Raw genomic sequence first — 18,067 nt, 5'->3', positions numbered from 1 at the left:
CGGCGACCATGCCGCTGGCATCCGGTAAGATGCATGCCTGGGAAATCGGGGAGGCAGCATGGATGTGATTGGCAAGAAGACGATAAGGGAACTGGCGGCCGACCTGGCCGCCGGCCGCATCACCAGCGTGGCACTGACACAGCAGATGCTGGCACGCGCCGAGGCGCACCGGGCGCAGGGCGGCTTTGCGTATGTCAGCCTCGATGGTGAAAATGCGCTGATGGAAGCGCGCGCCAGCGATGCGGCGCGCGCCGCCGGCTGGGTGCCTTCGCCGCTGGCCGGCATCCCCGTTTCGATCAAGGACCTGTTCGACGTCAAGGGTCAGGTCAGCAGGGCCGCCTCGCTGGCGCTGGCCGATGCGCCGCCCGCCGCGGCAGACGCACCGGCCGTGGCGCGCCTGCGCGCGGCCGGCGCCGTTCTGCTGGGGCGCACCAATATGAGCGAATTCGCGTTTTCCGGTCTGGGCTTGAATCCCCATTACGGCACGCCGCGCAACCCGCACGACGGCGCGCGCGTTGCGGGCGGCTCCACCTCGGGCGGCGCCGTGACGGTGGCGCTGGACATGGCGGCCGGTGCGCTGGGCACGGATACGGGCGGCTCGATCCGCATTCCGTCCGCCTTTTGCGGCTTGACGGGCTTCAAGCCGACGGCCGCTTCCGTGTCGCTGGCAGGCACCGTGCCCTTGTCGCGCTCCCTCGATTCGGCAGGGCCCATCGCGCACAGTGTCGATTGCTGCGCCATCCTGTACGCTGCCTTGTCTGGCAAGGAGATCGCCGACGGCGTATCGGCATTAAAGGGCTTGCGCTTCGGCTTTACCCTTGACTACGTCGGCACGCACGTGGAGCCGCAGGTGCAGCGGGCTTTCGACGCCGCGCTGGATAAGCTGCGGCAAGCCGGCGCCCTGGTGGAACGGTTCGATTTTCCCGAATTGCTGGAACTGCCCGGTATCAATGGCGGCGGCGGCCTGGTGGCAGCGGAAGCCTGGCACTGGCACAGGGCGTTACTGGAAGAGAATGGCGCGCAGTACGACCAGCGCGTGGCGGCGCGCATCCGCCGCGGCCAGCAGCAGGGCGCGGCGGACTATATCGACGTGCTCGATGCGCGTGCGCGCCTGATCGCCATCGCGCAGCAGCGTCTGGCGCCGTTCGACGCCTGGCTGATGCCCAGCGTGGCTATCCTTGCGCCGGAAGTCGCGCCGCTGGAAGCGGACGACGCCACCTTCTTTGCCACGAATGGCCTGGTGCTGCGCAACGCCAGCGTGATCAACTTCCTCGATGGCTGCGCGCTGTCGCTGCCTTGCCATGCCGACGGCGAGCTGCCCGTGGGGCTGGGCATCTGCGGCCTGGCGGGCGCCGACGATACGGTGCTGCAAATCGGCCGCGCCGTGGAGGCGTTGCTACGAGGGAGCGGAAAAGAATAGTGCCATAGTGCAGGAAGATGCCAATTCTGTCATGATGGCTGGCATTGACATGGGATAGTCGCGCTTCCCCGCGCCGGCAAACTTCACACTGTGCACCGATACGACCTGATTAGCTGTCATGACTGCGGCGTGCTGTACCGCAAACGTCCGCTGCGTCCCCGCGAAAAGGCGCGCTGCATCCGTTGCCGCTCGGTGCTGTACCGCGGCGCCCACGTGCGCGGCGCATCGGCCGAATTGAGCAAGGTGGTGGCGCTCACGCTGGGCGCCGCCTTTGTCTTCCTGATCGCCCAGTTTTTCCCCATCGTCGAACTCGACGTCAATGGCCTCACTTCCAGCGCCACCTTGCTCGGCTCCATCCGCGTGCTGTGGTACGAGCAGATGCACATCGTGGCGACGATGGTTTTCCTGTTTACCATCCTCTTTCCCGCCATCGAACTCGGTTCCCTGCTATACGTGGCGCTGGGGCTGCGCGGCGGCGTCAAGGTACCGGGATTCAACCGCGTGCTGCGCGCCGTGCAGACGGCGCGCGAATGGGGCATGACGGAAGTGCTGATGATCGGCATCCTGATCACCGTCGTCAAGATGACCAGCCTGGCTACGGTGCTGCCGCAACCTGGCCTGTTCGCATTTGGCGCGCTCACCGTGCTGCTGGCGATCGTCGTCTCGTTCGACCCCAAGGCCCTGTGGAACCTGGGCGACGACCTGACCCGCCAAGCGCTGCCCGGCATCCGCTACAAGGCTTTCGCGCCCGGTGAAAAGGTGGTGCCCTGCCATGCTTGCGGCCTGGTGGCGCCGCCTGCGGGCAAGGGCAGGCATCTGGCGTGCGTGCGCTGCGGCACGGCCCTGCACGTGCGCAAACCGGACAGCATCAACCGCACCTGGGCCTTGCTGATCGCCGCCATGATCCTCTACATTCCCGCCAACCTGCTGCCCGTGATGGTGACGCAATCGCTGTTCGGCGCGCAGGACGACACCATCATGAGCGGCGTGGTGCTGTTCTGGACCAGCGGCTCGAAGGGCCTGGCCATCATCATTTTCATCGCCAGCGTGGTCGTGCCAATGTTGAAACTGGGCGTGCTGGCGCTGCTGGCGTTCACGGCGCAGCGGCGTTCGCGCTGGCGGCCGCGCCAGCGCACCATCCTGTACCGCATGGTCGAATTCATCGGCCGCTGGTCCATGCTCGACATCTTTGTCGTCACCCTGACGGTGGCGCTGGTGCGCTTCAAGTCGCTGGCCGTGATCACGGCCGGACCCGGCGCGCTGGCCTTCGGCGCGGTGGTGGTGCTGACCATGCTGGCGGCGATGCAGTTCGACCCGCGCCTGATCTGGGACCCTGTCGATGGGCAGGTGCCTGGCGAGGAAGAACCCGTGGTGGTGGCAAATACCGGAAACAATACAGTGATTGGAGAACAGCATGTCTGACAAAGAAGCGGGCGGTCTTGCCGAAACGGGTGGCCAGGGCGTCCCCCCGTTGCCGGAACCCGATGTGGAACAGGGCAGCCGCTGGCTGCCGTCGCTGGTGTGGCTCATTCCGCTGCTGGCCGCGCTGATCGGCGCCGGCCTGGCCGCCAAGTCCATCCTCGACCAGGGACCCACGGTGACGGTCAGCTTCAAGAGCGCCGAAGGCCTGGAGCCGGGCAAGACCAAGGTCAAGTACAAGGATGTCGACATTGGCCAGGTGCGCGCCATCACCCTGGGCGACGACTTGAGCAAGGTGCTCGTGACGATCGACATGAGCAAGGAGGCGCGCCGCTTCGCCACCGCCGATTCGCGCTTCTGGGTGGTGCGCCCGCAGATCGGCGCCAGCGGCGTGACGGGCCTGGGCACCTTGCTGTCGGGCGCCTACATCGGCGTCGACACGGGCAAGTCGGAACAGAAGAAAGAGAACTTCATCGGCATGGAGAGTCCGCCCGCCGTGGCCGGCGACCAGAAGGGCAAGCTGTACACCCTGCATGCGGACAGCCTTGGCTCAGTCGACGTGGGCTCGCCCCTGTTCTTCCACCGCCTGCGGGTGGGTAAGGTGGTCAGCTTCGCGCTGGACAAGGATGGCAACGGCATCACCATGTCGGTCTTCGTGAACGCGCCGTACGACCAGTTCGTCGGCAAGGATGCGCGCTGGTGGCATGCCAGTGGCGTCGACGTGCGCCTCGATTCCAACGGCTTCAAATTGAATACGCAGTCGCTGGCCGCCATGCTGGTGGGCGGTATCGCCTTCGAGGCGGAAAACGGCCGCAAGCCCGTCGAACCGGCGCCGGCCGGCACCAATTACCGCCTGGCGGCCGACGAAGCGAGCGCCATGCGCGAGCCCGATGGCGAGGCCATCACCACCGTATTCTATTTCGACCAGTCCCTGCGCGGCTTGCAGCCAGGCGCCACGGTGGATTTCCGCGGCATCGTGCTGGGCGAGGTGCGCTCGGTCGGCATCGAGTTCGATCCCGTGAAGAAGAACTTCCGCATGCCCGTCACCGTCAACCTGTACCCGGCCCGCCTGGGCATGCGCTTCAAGGCGGCCGTCGACGATGAGGAAGGCTCGGTCGGCCACCAGCTGCTCGAACGCATGGTCAGCCGCGGCTTGCGCGCCCAGCTACGCACGGGCAACCTGCTGACCAGCCAGCTGTACATCGCGCTGGACTTCTTCCCGAAAGCGCCGAAGGTGGCGCTCGATCCGAACAGGTATCCGCTGGAAGTGCCGACCGTGCCGAACACCCTCGATGAATTGCAGACGCAGATCGCCAGCATCGCCCGCAAGCTCGATCAGGTACCGTATGCGGAGATCGGCAATAACCTGAACGCCACCATCAAGCAGGCCAATACCCTGTTCAAGCAGCTCGATGGCCAGGTGGTGCCGGAAATGCGCGACACCCTGACGGCGGCGAAGCAGACTTTTGGCACGGCCGAACAGGTGCTGCAAAAGGATTCGCCGCTGCAGTCGGACGTGCGCCAGGCCTTGCAGCAGCTGACGCAGACCCTGCAATCGCTCAATGCCCTGTCGGATTACCTGGAACGCCATCCCGAGTCCCTGATCCGCGGTAAAAAAGGAGATGAAAAAAAATGATGAAGCCGATGTTTGCCGCGCTGCTGGCCGCCAGCCTGCTGGGCGCCTGCTCCACGCCCCAGCCCGAGCATTTCTATACGCTCAGCGGCGGCGCCGACGCGCAGCCGGCCAAGACCGTGAAATACTATGTTGAAGTGCTGGCCGTCAGCGTGCCGCAGCAGGTGAGCCGCAACCAGTTCGTGGTGACGGCGCCGTCGGGCCGCATCGAGTTGCTGGAGCAGCAGCGCTGGGCGGGGCCGCTGGCCGGCGAGATCGGCCAGGCCCTGTCCACAGCCGTGACGAACGACCTGGGCGCCATCGATGTGTTCCGCACGCCGCATCCGGACAATCTGCCCGTGTACCGCATCAGCACCAACGTGCAGCGTTTCGAGTCCGTGATGGGGCAGTATGCGCTGATCGATGCCGTCTGGAGCGTGCGCCAGCTTTCCAGCAGCAAGGTCGTCACTTGCCGCACGGTGGCCAATGAAAAGGTGGGCGCTGGCTACGACGAACTGGTGCTCGGCCACCGCCGCGCCGTGAACCGCATCGCCGCCGATGCGGCCAGCGTCGTGCGTGCTTTTGACAACGGCAACGCCGCCTGCCCGGCCGCCTGAGCCGCTTTCCGCTACCCAGTCCCGGCGGCCGCTGGTAAAATACGGCCATGGGAATGACCTTGTTCACGCGCCGCTTTGCCGCCTGGATCGCCTGTTTCGCGATCCTGCTGGCGGCGCTCGCGCCGTCGATTTCCCAGGCCGTCGCCAACGCCAAGCAGGAGTCCGGCTCCGGATGGGCGGAAATCTGCTCGGTGGCCGGCATCCGTTTTGTCCAGCTTGTGCAAGTCGATGACGGCGCCGCCGATGGCAAATCCGGCGGCAAGTCCATGCAGATGGAGCATTGCGCCTTCTGTTCCACGCATGCGGGTTCTGTCGGCTTGCCGCCGGCCAGTCCCGTGCTGCCGCTGCTTGTGGCCAGCGGCGCGGCCATCTTCCCGGCCCTGTACTACCAGTCCCCGTCTCCGCTGTTCATCTGGTCCACCGCGCAGTCGCGCGCGCCGCCCGGTCTCATTTAAGTTTTCGCATTTTCAATGCTGGCGCTGTCCACCTTGCGGTGTGACGCCCCGCATCCGCACACTTAAACGAGAATCACATGAACAAGAAATTATTGATGCTGGCGGCAGCCATCGCCCTGGCCTATCCCTGCGCGCAGGCGCAGCAACTTGACCACGCCATCGACACGGTCGTCGTTTCCGGCTCGCGCGCGCAATCGTGGCTGTCCGAGACGCCGCAGGCGATCGGCGTCGTCAACGCCAAAACCCTGGAACGCGACAAGCCCAGGACCATGGGCGATATCCTCAACCGCATCGCCGGCGTGTACTGGAATGACCTGGGCAACGAGCAGCACAGCATGAGCATCCGCCAGCCCATCGGCACGAATGCCGTCTACCAGTACCTGGAAGACGGCATTCCCATCCGCCCGCTGGGCGTCTTCAACCATAACTCGCTCAACGAGATGAACATGGCGGGCGCCAGCGGCGTGGAAGTGGTGAAGGGCGCGGCCTCCTCGCTGTACGGCAGCAATGCCGTCGGCGGCGCCGTCAATTTCCTCACGGCCGGCGCCAGCGCGACACCGACGGCAAGCGTGGGCGTGCGGCGCGATAATGTGGGCGGCTTCACCCGCTACGACACGTCCGCCAGCGATACCTGGGGGCCGCTGGGACTGCGCTTTTCCCATTACAGTTCGCGCCGTTCGCGCGACAACTGGCAAGAGTACAGCTATGGCGACAAGGATTCGTTCTCGCTGCGTGCCGATTATGCGCTCGGCCCCACCTCGCAGCTGCGCGCCACCCTCGTCCACACGGATCTCGATGCGGCCATGACGGGCAGCCTGTTCGAGAACGATTACCGCAGCCATCCCGGCAAGAGCCTGAACACGTTTAGCTACCGCAAGGACAAGACCACGCGCATGAACCTGGCGTGGGAAGGCGCGACGACAGCGCATGGCACGAGCACCGTCACCGTGTTTACGCGCAAGAACGACCATGGGCAGATTCCTGCGTATTCCATAGGCAGTTGCGCGGGGCTGAAGTGCAAGGGCGTCATCAACAACAACCACGTCGATTCGCTGGGGCTGGACGTGAAACACCAGCAGGAATTCGCGTGGCTGCGTTCGCGCCTGGTCGCCGGCGTTTACGTGGACAAGAGCGACAATCCCTTTGTCAGCGACAATCTCTCCATCGTGCGCGATGCCGCCACAGGGCGCTACCTGCGCTATACCCTGGCTAATGCGTCCAATCCGCAGGGCGTGCGCGACTACCAGACGGACATTTTGAACACGGCCGTCTTCGCGCAGTGGGAATGGTCTCCGCTGGCGGGCACGCGCGTGGTGCTGGGCGGCCGTTCGGACGCCATCCGCTACGATTACCACAACAAGGTGGCGCCGGGCGGCAGCGTCAATTACGGCGCGCCCGACGAGTCGCGCAGTTTTTCGCACGCGAGTCCGAAGCTGGGCGCCACCTACGCCATCGGCCATGCGGGCAGCGCGTATGCGAACGTCAGCCAGGGCTTCACGCCGCCCGAAGTGAGCCAGCTGTATGGCAAGACGGGCATCGCCGATTTGCAGCCGTCCGTCTACAACAACTATGAACTGGGCTTGCGCTGGGCCTTTTTGCAGGGCCGCTTGAAACTCGACACGGCCCTGTACCGCCTCGATGGGCGCGACACCATCGTCAGCTACACGCTCTCGCCGGGCAACAGCGAAAACCGCAATGCGGGACGCACGCGCAGCGAAGGCCTGGAGCTGGGCCTGAACTACGCCAGCGGCCCGTTCGACGCGCGCTTCGCCACGGCCATCGCGCGCCACCGCTACCTGCGCTACCAGGTCTCCGCCAGCCTCGATTACAGCGGCCACACCATGCCGCAGGCGCCGCGCGACATCACCTCGTTCGAGATCGGCTACAAGCCCGTGACGGGCGCGCGTATCGCGCTCGAAGCCGTGCATCAGGGCCGCTACTGGATGAACAATGCCAACACGGTGGAGTATGGCGGCCACGCGCTGCTGAACCTGCGCGCCAGCTATCAGCTGGCGCGGGGCCTGGAAGCGTGGGCGCAGGTGCGCAATGTGGCCGATAAACGCTATGCCGATTCGGCCAGCAGCAGCTATGCTGGCACGGGCAGCTATGCGCCGAACAGCCAGAACCAGTACACGCCCGGCGCGCCGCGCAGCGTGATGCTGGGCCTGGCCTATACCTATGGCGGAATGTGAGGATGGCCATGGACGACGCAACCTTTCTTGTCGCACGGCGCAAGAGCCTGTACTGGCGCATCCACTTCTGGGCCGCGCTGATCGCCTCGCCGTTTGCCCTGGTGGCCACCCTGACGGGCATTTTGTATGTGTTTACGCCGCAGATCGAGGCAAGGCTGTACCAGCACCTCGACCATGTGGCGCCGCAAGCGTCCATGCTGCCGCTGGACGCCGCCGTGGCGGCAGCGGAACGGGCGGCGCCGCGCGGCTGGACGGTGCAGCAGGTGGTGCCGCCGTTTCAGCAGGACGACGCGGTGCAGGTGGCGTTCGCGCCGCCCGGCGGCGCGCCCGATGAACATGCGGGCCATGGCGGGCATGCCGCACCGGTCAAGCCAAAATTCGGCCTGCCCGCGCAAGCCGTCATCGTGTATGTGAATCCCTATGACGCGCGCGTCTTGGGCAGCCTGGCCAGCAGCGAACGTTTCGGCAACTGGGCGAAAAAGCTGCATTCGCGCCTGCTGCAAAACGATGGCTGGCGCTGGATGATCGAGCTGGCCGCCAGCTGGCTGATGGTGATGCTGGTGACGGGCGTGGTGCTGTGGTGGCCGCGCGGCGCGCAATCGGGTTTGCCGAAGCGGGGCGCGCGGGGCCGCAATGGCTGGCGCCAGTGGCATGCTTTTCTCGGCGTGGTGCTCGGCATCGTCAGCGTCGTGATCCTGACGACAGGGCTGACGTGGAGCCAGGAGGCGGGTGGGCGCATCCGCGCGTTGCGCGACGTCAGCGGCCAGGCGCCGCCGCCCGTGCCGCGCGGCCTGCATTCGCGCGAGGAGGGCGCTCCGCTCGACTGGCAGGATGCGTGGCAGGTGGCGCGCAGCCATGCGCCGGCCATCGCCGTGCAGCTGACGGCGCCGGCCAGCCAGGACGATGTGTGGCGCGCCACCATGGCCGACCGCAGCCAGCCCACCCTGCGCTTCGACCTCCAATTCGATGCCTACAGCGGCAAGCCTTTGTACTATGCGGGATGGGACGCGCAGACGGCGTTCGGCAAGGCGACGGCCATCGGCATCCCGTTCCACCGGGGCGAATTCGGCTGGTGGAACCAGGCGCTGTTGCTCGTGTTCGGCGCCAGCGTGCTGTTTTCGCTGGTGTCAGGCTGGGTGATGTTCTTCAAGCGGCGCCTGCCAGGCTCGCTGGGCTTGCCCAAGCTGCTGCCGGGCGCCTGGACCTCGCCGTCCGCGCTGGCCTGGCTGGCGGCGGCCGGCATGTGCGCGCTGATGCCGCTGCTGCTCGTTTCCGGCTGCATGCTGATGCTGCTGGAACTGGGGCTGGCAAAATGTGGGCCGCGTGTCGGCCGGATGTGGCTGCGCTAAAATAAGGGGCGCGGTCAGGCTCGTTGCCAAGGGCCGCCCCTTTGCCTTGGCTGAACATGATATTCATCGACTTCCCCGCCCTGTCCACGCTGGCCGCCACGTCGGCAGGCGTCACGCAAAAATGCAGCTGCTGCGCCGTCCTGCTCGATGCCTGGCAGCGTCTTCCCACCTCGCTGGAGCTGGACCGCTTTGAAGAAATTGGCACCCTGCGCGAAGATCCGTACGAGGAACCGACGTTTGCGGAATACCACCCGCAGGGCACGTGCTACGACAGCGTCGATGCGCCCATCGCGCCGCGCTACTATCCCGCGAACCTGAGTCAGGTGGCCCGCTGCCTGGACTGCGGCCGCCACTACCTGCGCTACAACGAGGCGGGCGGCTATTTCACGGAGCTGCGCATCCGCGCGCTGCGCCCGGCATTGCTGGCCGACGCGCCGCTGTCAGCGTGAGGGCGACAGGCTTTCCTTGACGTGCGCGATGCCGTGTTCATCGTAGATCGAATACACGGCGGCGAGAAGGTTTTCCAGTTCCGGCGAGCGGTCCATATGCCGCATGCTGAATAAAATGGGCGAGAACGCATGCTTGTCGTCCAGTTTGCGGTACACGACGTTCCGGTGATGCATGGCTTGCACGCTTTCCGGCACGATGGAAATGCCCTGGCCGGCCGCCACCAGTCCCATGGAAATCTGCAGCTCCCGCACTTCCGTGACGGGACCGGGCGTGACATTGCCTTCGCTGAACATGGCCAGCACCTGGTCGGCAAAGCTGGGGCGGGGTGCTTTCGGATACACGAGCAGGGTTTCATGCACCAGCTCCGTCAGGCGCAATCCGCCTTCCCCCTTGGCCAGCCGGTGGCCGGGCGGCAGGGCCACCACCAGCCGCTCTTCGCGCAGCAGGATGCGGCGGATGCTGGGGTCTTCGCTTTTCAAGCGCCCGAAGCCCACGTCGATGCGGCCTTCCTTCAGGGCCTTCAACTGCTGCACCGTCGTCATTTCATGCAGGGTCACGTCGACCTCGGGATGGCACTCGCAAAAGCGGTGCACGATGTCGGGCAATTCGCCATACAGGGTCGAGGCGACGAAGCCGATCGACAGCGTGCGTTCCAGCTTGCCCACGCGTTGCGTCATCGCCTGCAGGTCGCGCACCTGGTCGAGCAGGGGCCGCGCATGGGCGAGGAAAAACTCGCCCGCTTCCGTCAGCCGCAGTGGCCGTGACCCCTTTTCGATCAGCGCCACGCCCAGGGTTTCTTCCAGCTGCTGCATCTGGCGGCTCAGCGGCGGCTGCGCGATATGCAGGCGCGCGGCGGCCCGCGTGAAGTTCCTTTCCTCTGCGACCGCAACGAAGTAGCGCAAGTGCCGTAATTCCATCTTCATACCTTTCAGGTATAGGTTTGATACCAACTCGGTGTTGGACGTGGGGGCATTCCGGGAATATCGTGTCTCCACTCCACAGAATTATACGGAATAAATATGATTCAAAATATCGAGACCTACCTGGTTGATGTGCCAACCATCCGTCCGCACCGGATGTCCGTCGCCACCATGAACACGCAAACCCTGGTGCTGGTGCGGCTGCGCTGCGCCGACGGCATCACGGGCTGGGGCGAGGCGACCACCATCGGCGGCTTGGGCTACGGCGGCGAAAGCCCGGAAAGCATCAAGACGAATATCGATACCTATATCGCGCCGCTGCTGGTCGGCATGGAAGCGAGCCAAGTGGCCAAGGCCATGGCCAGGGTGCGCAAGGCCATCCAGGGCAACCGCTTCGCCAAGTGCGCGATCGAGACGGCCCTGCTGGACGCCCAGGCGCGCCGCCTGAACGTGCCCCTGTCTGAATTGCTGGGCGGCCGCGTGCGCGATGCGCTGCCCGTGGCCTGGGTGCTGGCCAGCGGCGACACGGCGCGCGATATCGCCGAAGGGGAAAAAATGCTGGACCTGCGCCGCCACCGCATCTTCAAGCTGAAGATCGGCCTGCGCGACGTGATGGACGACGTGGCACACGTGCTGGAAATCAAGCGGGCGCTGGGCGAGCGGGCCAGCGTGCGGGTCGACGTCAACCAGGCCTGGAGCGAGACGGACGCCGTGCGCGGCATCGCCGCGCTGGAAGCGGGCGGCATCGACCTGATCGAACAACCGGTGAAGGCGGGCAACCGCGCCGCGCTGGCGCGCCTGAAACAGCGCTTCGACGTGGCCATCATGGCCGACGAAGCCTTGCACGGCCCCGCCGATGCGCTGGCGCTGGCCCAGGCCGATGCGGCCGATGTGTTTGCCGTCAAAATCACGCAGTCGGGCGGCTTGCTGCCCGCGCTGGAAGTGGCCACCGTGGCGCGCCTGGCCGGCGTCGGCCTGTACGGCGGCACCATGCTCGAAGGCGGCGTCGGCACGGCCGCCACGGCCCATGTCTGCTCCACGTTTGCGGAACTGGCCTGGGGCACGGAATTGTTCGGGCCTTTGCTGCTGACGCAGGAAGTCTTGCGCGAGCCGCTCGTGTACCGCGACTTCATGCTGCAAGTGCCGACGGGTCCGGGTCTGGGCGTCGAGATCGATATGGACAAGTTGCATGCGATGCAGCGTCAATAAGGGAGAAATCATGTTATTCCATGTACGCATGAACGTGAACCTGCCGTTGAACATGCCCGCCGAGCAGGCGGCGCAGCTCAAGCAAACGGAAAAGGAACTGGCGCAGCGCCTGCAGCACGAGGGCAAGTGGCGCCACCTGTGGCGCATCGCCGGCCAGTACGCCAACATCAGCGTCTTCGACGTGGACAGCGTGGACGAGCTGCATAATTTGCTGACCTCGCTGCCGTTGTTCCCTTACATGCAGATCGACGTGATGCCGCTGTGCCGCCATCCTTCGTCGGTGCGCGGCGACGATTCCTGAGGAGACAGGCGATGACGCAGACAGGCAACGACACTGCCGGGAAAACGTGCGAGGTGGACGGTATCGGCCTGCATTACCGCACGGATGGCGAGCGCGCTAAACCCTGCCTGGTCCTGTCGAATTCCCTCGGCACGGACCTGTCCATGTGGGATGCGCAGGCGGCCGCGCTGGCGGGCGACTTTTTTGTCGTGCGCTACGACACGCGCGGCCATGGCCAGTCCGCCAGCAGCAGCGCGCCGTTCGGCATCGAGCGCCTGGGCCTGGACGTGGTGGCGCTGCTCGACCACCTTGATATCGCGCGCGCTGCCTTCTGCGGCATTTCCATGGGCGGCTTGATTGGCCAGTGGCTGGGCATACACCAGCCGCGGCGCCTGACGCAGCTCGTGCTGGCGAATACGGCGGCGCGCATCGGCGGCGCCGCGCCGTGGCAGCTGCGGGCGGAGCACGTGCGCCGCGACGGCATGGCCGCGGTGGCCGGAAGTGCCGCCACGCGCTGGTTCACGCCGCAATTTATCGCACGCGAGCCGGATACGGTGGCGCGCCTGGTCGGCACCTTGCGCAGCCAGGATGCCGGCGGCTACGCGGCCTGCTGCGAGGTGCTGGCCCAGGCGGACTTGCACGCCGGCGTCGGCACGATCAGCGTGCCGACCTTGATCATCGCGGGCGAGCACGATCCCGTGACCACCATCGACGACAGCCGCTGGCTGCAGCGGCAAATCGCGGGTGCCCGCCTGGCAAGCCTGCCCGCCTCGCATATCTCGAACGTCGAGGCGGCGGACTTGTTTACAGAGCAGTTGCGGACCTTTTTGTTGTGAGGCTTGCTGTACCGTATAGGTATGGCAGGAATTTGACTTCCCCCTGAGCACCGCCACCGGCTGGTCCGGCATGCGGCAGGGGAAGCTTTCTTGAAAAATAATAATAAGAAAAGCAGACTTGGAGTAGACGGATGGAAAACAGATTGATCATCATCGCTGCGATCACGGTGGGCTATTTCGCCCTCATGTCGTACATTACCTACAGCGTGCGCAAGCATGCCAACAGCGCCGAGGGCATGACGGCGGGCGGGCGCAATTATCCCGCCTACCTGATCGGCGCACTGTTATTGTCGGAATTTATTGGCAGTTCCGTCAGCATCGGCACGGCCCAGAAGGGTTATGAGCTGGGCATTTCCGCCGCCTGGAACCTGGTGGCGCTGTCGCTGGGCTTCTTGCTGCTGGCCATCGTGCTGGTCAAGAAATACAAGGAAAGCGGGCAGTCGACGATTTCCGGCATCCTGGCGCAAACGTATGGCGAGCCCGTGCGTTATGCGGCGTCCATCCTCACCATCGTCGCGTTGAGCATCGTTGCCGTGGCCCTGTATGCGAGCGGCGGAGCCGTGCTGGCGGCCGTGTTGCACATCAACAAAACGGTGGCCATCCTGCTGGTGGGCGCCATTACCGTGATCTATGTCAGCCTGGGCGGCATGCGCTCGGTCGTGTACACGAATTTTGCCCATTCCATCGTCAAGTACCTGGGCGTGATCCTGGCGCTGGCGTATGCGCTGGAAGCCTCTGGCGGCATCGGCGCGCTGCAGGCGCAATTGCCGGCCAAGATGTTCAATTGGGTCGAGATCGGCTGGGGCCAGATCATCGCCTGGATGATCGGCGGCATCGGTTCCATCTTCGCCACGCAATACGTGATCCAGGCCCTGGTCAGCACGGACAACCCGGCCGTGGCCAAGCGCGCCTGCTATTACGTGTCCTCGCTGATGATCCCGTTCGGCCTGATGGCGGCCCTGATCGGCATGTGCAGCGCCGTGCTGTATCCGGGCATGAAGTCGATCGATGCTTTTCCTACCCTGATCGCGCACATGCCGGCGTTTTCCGCCAGCATCATGATCGTCGGCTTGGCCGGTGCCCTGTTCGGCGGCATTTCCGCCACCACCCTGGCATCGGCCACGCTGGCCATGAAGGATTTTTATGACCCTTGGTACAACAAGGCGAAGAATGACGCGAAATCGCTGATGTTCCTGCGCATCGCCATCGTCGTGGCCGGTTTGCTGCCGCTGGTGCTGGCGCTGTATGCGGAAAAACTGCTGATGATCGCCTTCCTGGGCAAGGCCCTGCGCGCCACCCTGGCCGTGCTGGTGCTGATGGCCTTCTACGCGCCGAAATTCGGCACGCCGCGCGGCGCCTTCGTCGGCGTGATCGTTTCCGTGATCTCCACCATCGGCTGGTTCCTGGCGGGCAATCCGTACGGCGTCGACAGTTCCTACCTGGCGCTGGCTGGCCCGCTGCTGACCATGGGCATCAGCCATCTGTTCAAGCCGGCGCAAGCTGTGGCGAAGCCGGCATCGTCGTCGCGCCTGTAGTTTGCCCCGACCCTCAGACCAGCCCCGTCATGTAATAGATGGCAATGACGAGGAACACGGCCACCGTCTTGATGACGGTGATGCCGAAAATGTCGCGGTAGGACTGGCGGTGCGTGAGGCCCGTGACGGCCAGCAGGGTGATCACGGCGCCATTGTGCGGCAGGGTATCCATGCCGCCGCTGGCCATCGCCACCACGCGGTGCATGACTTCGAGCGGAATGTGCGCTTGTTGCGCGGCCTGGATAAAACTGTCCGACATGGCGGCCAGCGCGATGCTCATGCCGCCCGATGCCGAGCCCGTGATGCCGGCCAGGGTGGTGACGGAGACGGCCGCGTTGACGAGCGGATCGGGCACGCTGCGCAAGGTGTTGCTGACGGCAAGAAAACCGGGCAGCGCGGCGATGACGCCGCCGAAACCGTATTCGGACGCCGTATTCATGGCCGCCAGCAGGGCGCCGCCCACGGCCGCCTTGGTGCCTTCGGCAAAGGCGGCGCGGATGCGCCCGAAGGCGGTAATGCACACGAGCAAGATGCCCAGCAGCAAGGCGCCTTCCACGGCCCAGATACCGGTGACGGAAGCGATCGACGTGGACACGGGCGCATGCAAGCCCGGCAGGGCCTCGGCGGTGAGTACGTAGCTGGCGCCATACCAGTGCGGGATCAGCTTGGTCAGCGCAAAGTTGGCCACGCCCACCAGCACCAGAGGCGCCACCGACAGCAGCGGATGGGGCAAGTCGCCCGCGTCGGCCGTGGCCTTTTCGGCCTCGGCCCCATACCCTTCGCCCGTCGCCATGACGGAGCGGCGGCGCCATTCGAGGAAAGCAAGTCCCATGATCACCGTCAGCACGGCGCCTATCGTGCCCAGCCACGGTGCGGCCCAGCCGGTCGTATTGAAAAAGGTGGTGGGGATGATGTTCTGGATTTGCGGCGTGCCCGGTAAAGTATCCATGGTGAACGAAAACGCGCCCAGGGCGATGGCGCCCGGCATCAGCCGCTTGGGGATATTGCTCTGGCGATACAGTTCGGCCGCAAACGGATACACGGCAAACACCACCACGAACAGCGACACGCCGCCGTAAGTCAGGGCCGCGCACACGGCGACGATGACGGCATTTGCGCGCGCGCTGCCGATGTAGCGAATGGCCGCCATGACGATGGCCTGCGAAAAGCCGGACAGCTCGATGAGTTTACCGAACACGGCGCCGAGCAAAAAGACGGGGAAATACAGCTTGATGAAGCCCACCATCTTTTCCATGAAGATGCCGCTGAAGACGGCCGGCACGGCCGATGGATCGGTGAGCAGCACGGCACCCAGCGCGGCGACAGGCGCAAACAGGATCACGCTGTAGCCGCGGTAGGCGGCCAGCATCAGGAAGGCCAGTGCGGCCAGAACTATCAGGAAAGACATCGGTCAGGCCCTTGCGTGAGAAGTGATCAGGATACTAATGATGTAATTAATATCATACTTCCCGGCAACACGCCAACGCGTGGGTCAAGGACTGGTCGGGGTGAGAGGATTCGAACCTCCGGCCTCTGCGTCCCGAACGCAGCGCTCTACCAGGCTGAGCCACACCCCGCTTTCCTTTATTACAGCAGATGGCGGTGCGGGTTTCAAGCGGCTGCATCAAGGTCTATTTCTTTTCCTGTTGCGCCTTTTTGATTTCCGCTTCGCTGACCTTTTTCGCTGGCGCATGCGTCGCCGGGGAGGTGGGGGCCTTGCGGGTGGCGTTTGCTTGCGCCATGACGGCGGCGCAGTCCGTGTCGGGGGCCTTGTCGACATTGACCAAGGGCAGCAGGGCGGCCAGCGGCGTGACGACGGTGGCCAGGGCCACGGCGGCGCCCGCTTTCAGGGCCAGCGGGCCTTTTTGCGGGCCCACGTCCGGGTTCTTGAACGTGCCTTTCGCGTACAGCGGCGTGCGCAGGGTGATGATGCGGGCGCCCTTGGTGCGGGGACGCACGTCGAGGTCCAGAGTTTCGTGGGCCAGGTTGACGTTGCCCGTCACATTCACCACGGCCGTGTCCGTGTCGAGCACGAAGCGGCGCACGTCGGCCTGGCCATTCGTGACGGCGAAATCGCTGGCCAGGCAGTTCAGGTGCACCTGCTTGTCGCCAAAGATTTTTACGAACACGGCATTGGCCAGGTTCAGGCCCGCCAGTTCCAGCATGAACTGGCTGACGGAGCCTTCGCTGACGGTGGCCGCCAGTTCGCCATTCGCGCTGGCCAGCATGGCGGAAATGGAATTTCCGTGGCCCGTCAGCGCCGCATCGCCATACACTTCGCCGAAGCTCGCCTGCATCGATTGCAGCTTGGGAAACAGTTCGCGGATTTTGAGGTGGCGCGCCGCCACCTTCGCTTGCGCGGCGATGGTCTTTTGACGGCCGTCGAGCGTGATGTTCGACGTGATGTCGCCACCGGCCATGCCGAAGTTGAGCGGCGTCAAACTCAGCACCTTGTCTTTCATGTGGATGTTGGCGACAATGTCGTTGAGCGGGATATCGTGCGTGCGCACGAGTTTCTTGCCCGTGAATTTGACGTCGGCATCGAGCGCATTCCATTTCGCCGTGTTGAACTGTTCCACGGGTAAGGCTTTATTGTCCGGCTGCACGGGCGCCTTGCCGCGCGCCTGCTTTTGCGCATTGCTGTCGGCGCCGATGGTGGGACCCAGGTCTTCCAGGCGCAGCTGCTGCGACGTCACTTCGCCACGCAGCAGGGGGCGGGGCTGGCGCGGTAAATATTGCAGGGTGCCGGCCAGGTCGCTCTGGCCCACCGTGCCCTTGAAGTTCTGATACGTCCAGCTCCAGCTGGCGCCGTCCTTCTTGCCCAGCAAGCGGCCCTTGGTGGCGTAGTCCGGCGTTTCCGGCAGCAGCACGCCCGTCAGCGGGTACAGGTCGGCCATGCTGGCGCCGGCCAGGCTCAGTTGCAAGTCGATGCCGGACAGCGAACGCGGGTCCGTCAGGGTGCCATCGATGCTGGCCTTGTTCTTGCCCAGCACGGCATGCGCCTGCACGGGATAGACGGTGTTGTTGTCGGTCAATGACAGCACGGCGCCCGCCTTGCCGCCGCCCGTCACGGGCGCCTTGCGGTAGCTGCCGCCCAGGGTGAATTCGATGCCGTATTTTTGCATGGGGGCGTTGCCTGGCGCATCGCCCGGCGTGGCGTCGGGCGCCGTCGAGCTGACCTTGGCACGCAGGTCCAGGGCGATGCCCTCGTCCAGATAACGGATGGCGCCGTCGGCGAAGGCCATGCGCTGGATTTCCACGTCCCATGCCGACGGGCCATTGTCTTTCAGGGTCCAGCTATTGCTGCCGTCGGCGCGCCGCTGCAGGGCGATATTGGGTGCGTCGAGCGCCAGGTCCGTCAGCACCAGCTTGTGCCGCAGCAGGGGCAGCGGGTGGAGGGCCACGTCGATGCGTTTCGCGCTGGCCAGTTGCGGGCCGGCCGTGGCCCAGTCCGGGTTGCTCATGCGCACATCCTGCGCGCTGATGACAGGGCGCGGCACGTAGCGGCGCCAGCCCGGCTCCGTGTTGAGGCCTTGCTTCCATGTCACTTGCAAGTCGCCGCCGATGACGAAGCTGCGCCCCGTGCTTTCCGACACCTTCTCGTTGATGTAGGGGCGGGCGCGGTTCCAGTCGAAGGTCAGTACGAGGATGACGAGGATGGCAATCAGGGCCAGCAGGGCGGCCAGGCTCCAGCCGAGCATTTTCAGGGGTGTCGAGCGTCTCATGGGAATGCCAATCGCAGTGATTTTTCATCAAGGTAGACCGATTGCTCA

The 18,067-nt window shown here is 65.0% G+C and carries 15 protein-coding genes and 1 tRNA gene; 12 read left to right on the top strand and 4 right to left on the bottom strand.

The genetic code is table 11. From position 1 onward, the window contains the following. Nucleotides 1–58: 58 nt before the first annotated feature. From AC07X6_RS11695 to AC07X6_RS11660, 8 genes are all read left to right on the top strand, one after another. Nucleotides 59–1,420: an amidase gene (locus tag AC07X6_RS11695; RefSeq protein WP_494791062.1), complete on the top strand. Its 1,362-nt coding sequence runs from the start codon at nt 59–61 to the stop codon at nt 1,418–1,420. 129 nt (nt 1,421–1,549) lie between these two features. Beyond that, nucleotides 1,550–2,842, top strand: coding sequence for a paraquat-inducible protein A (locus AC07X6_RS11690; RefSeq protein ID WP_442908029.1), 1,293 nt, complete (start codon nt 1,550–1,552; stop codon nt 2,840–2,842). Then, on the top strand, nt 2,835–4,475 hold the full coding sequence (locus tag AC07X6_RS11685) for a PqiB family protein (RefSeq protein ID WP_494791061.1): 1,641 nt from the start codon (nt 2,835–2,837) through the stop codon (nt 4,473–4,475). Before AC07X6_RS11690 ends, AC07X6_RS11685 begins: the two co-directional genes overlap by 8 nt. After that, nucleotides 4,472–5,068: a PqiC family protein gene (locus AC07X6_RS11680; protein WP_494791060.1), complete on the top strand. Its 597-nt coding sequence runs from the start codon at nt 4,472–4,474 to the stop codon at nt 5,066–5,068. The genes AC07X6_RS11685 and AC07X6_RS11680 overlap by 4 nt, the downstream gene beginning before the upstream one ends. A gap of 47 nt (nt 5,069–5,115) precedes the next feature. Then, nucleotides 5,116–5,523 (top strand): DUF2946 domain-containing protein, encoded by a 408-nt coding sequence (locus AC07X6_RS11675; RefSeq protein ID WP_494791059.1) that lies wholly within the window; start codon nt 5,116–5,118, stop codon nt 5,521–5,523. 77 nt (nt 5,524–5,600) lie between these two features. After that, complete coding sequence (locus AC07X6_RS11670; RefSeq protein WP_494791058.1) at nt 5,601–7,715, top strand: TonB-dependent receptor family protein; 2,115 nt, start codon at nt 5,601–5,603, stop codon at nt 7,713–7,715. An 8-nt stretch (nt 7,716–7,723) separates the two neighbouring features. Then, on the top strand, nt 7,724–9,064 hold the full coding sequence (locus tag AC07X6_RS11665) for a PepSY-associated TM helix domain-containing protein (RefSeq protein WP_494791057.1): 1,341 nt from the start codon (nt 7,724–7,726) through the stop codon (nt 9,062–9,064). 56 nt (nt 9,065–9,120) lie between these two features. After that, nucleotides 9,121–9,513, top strand: coding sequence for a hypothetical protein (locus tag AC07X6_RS11660; RefSeq protein ID WP_494791056.1), 393 nt, complete (start codon nt 9,121–9,123; stop codon nt 9,511–9,513). Here the strand turns inward: AC07X6_RS11660 and AC07X6_RS11655 are convergent. After that, the gene (locus AC07X6_RS11655; RefSeq protein ID WP_494788447.1) at nt 9,505–10,431 is read right to left on the bottom strand and encodes a LysR family transcriptional regulator; all 927 of its coding nucleotides are present in this window, start codon (nt 10,429–10,431) and stop codon (nt 9,505–9,507) included. The genes AC07X6_RS11660 and AC07X6_RS11655 overlap by 9 nt on opposite strands. Before the next feature lie 102 nt (nt 10,432–10,533). Between AC07X6_RS11655 and AC07X6_RS11650 the strand changes: the two genes are divergently transcribed. From AC07X6_RS11650 to AC07X6_RS11635, 4 genes are all read left to right on the top strand, one after another. Continuing rightward, complete coding sequence (locus AC07X6_RS11650) at nt 10,534–11,643, top strand: muconate/chloromuconate family cycloisomerase (RefSeq protein WP_494791055.1); 1,110 nt, start codon at nt 10,534–10,536, stop codon at nt 11,641–11,643. Nucleotides 11,644–11,653: 10 nt separating this feature from the next. After that, on the top strand, nt 11,654–11,944 hold the full coding sequence (gene catC / locus AC07X6_RS11645; RefSeq protein ID WP_230538771.1) for a muconolactone Delta-isomerase: 291 nt from the start codon (nt 11,654–11,656) through the stop codon (nt 11,942–11,944). 11 nt (nt 11,945–11,955) lie between these two features. Beyond that, nucleotides 11,956–12,759: a 3-oxoadipate enol-lactonase gene (pcaD, locus tag AC07X6_RS11640; RefSeq protein WP_494791054.1), complete on the top strand. Its 804-nt coding sequence runs from the start codon at nt 11,956–11,958 to the stop codon at nt 12,757–12,759. A gap of 131 nt (nt 12,760–12,890) precedes the next feature. Then, entirely contained in the window at nt 12,891–14,294 is a 1,404-nt protein-coding gene (locus AC07X6_RS11635) for a sodium:solute symporter family protein (RefSeq protein WP_494791053.1), read from the top strand. 13 nt (nt 14,295–14,307) lie between these two features. Here the strand turns inward: AC07X6_RS11635 and AC07X6_RS11630 are convergent, their stop codons facing one another. The 3 genes from AC07X6_RS11630 to AC07X6_RS11620 form a co-directional block, all read right to left on the bottom strand. Next, complete coding sequence (locus tag AC07X6_RS11630) at nt 14,308–15,702, bottom strand: GntP family permease (RefSeq protein ID WP_494791052.1); 1,395 nt, start codon at nt 15,700–15,702, stop codon at nt 14,308–14,310. A gap of 92 nt (nt 15,703–15,794) precedes the next feature. Continuing rightward, a tRNA-Pro gene (locus tag AC07X6_RS11625) sits at nt 15,795–15,871 on the bottom strand. 54 nt (nt 15,872–15,925) lie between these two features. Next, nucleotides 15,926–18,019 (bottom strand): AsmA family protein, encoded by a 2,094-nt coding sequence (locus tag AC07X6_RS11620; protein WP_494791051.1) that lies wholly within the window; start codon nt 18,017–18,019, stop codon nt 15,926–15,928. Nucleotides 18,020–18,067 lie beyond the last annotated feature (48 nt).

Source organism: Janthinobacterium sp. GW460-12-1-14-LB5, from assembly GCF_059423585.1.
Note: the sequence above shows the minus strand (reverse complement) of the source record. Positions and strands in the feature narration are given on the sequence as shown.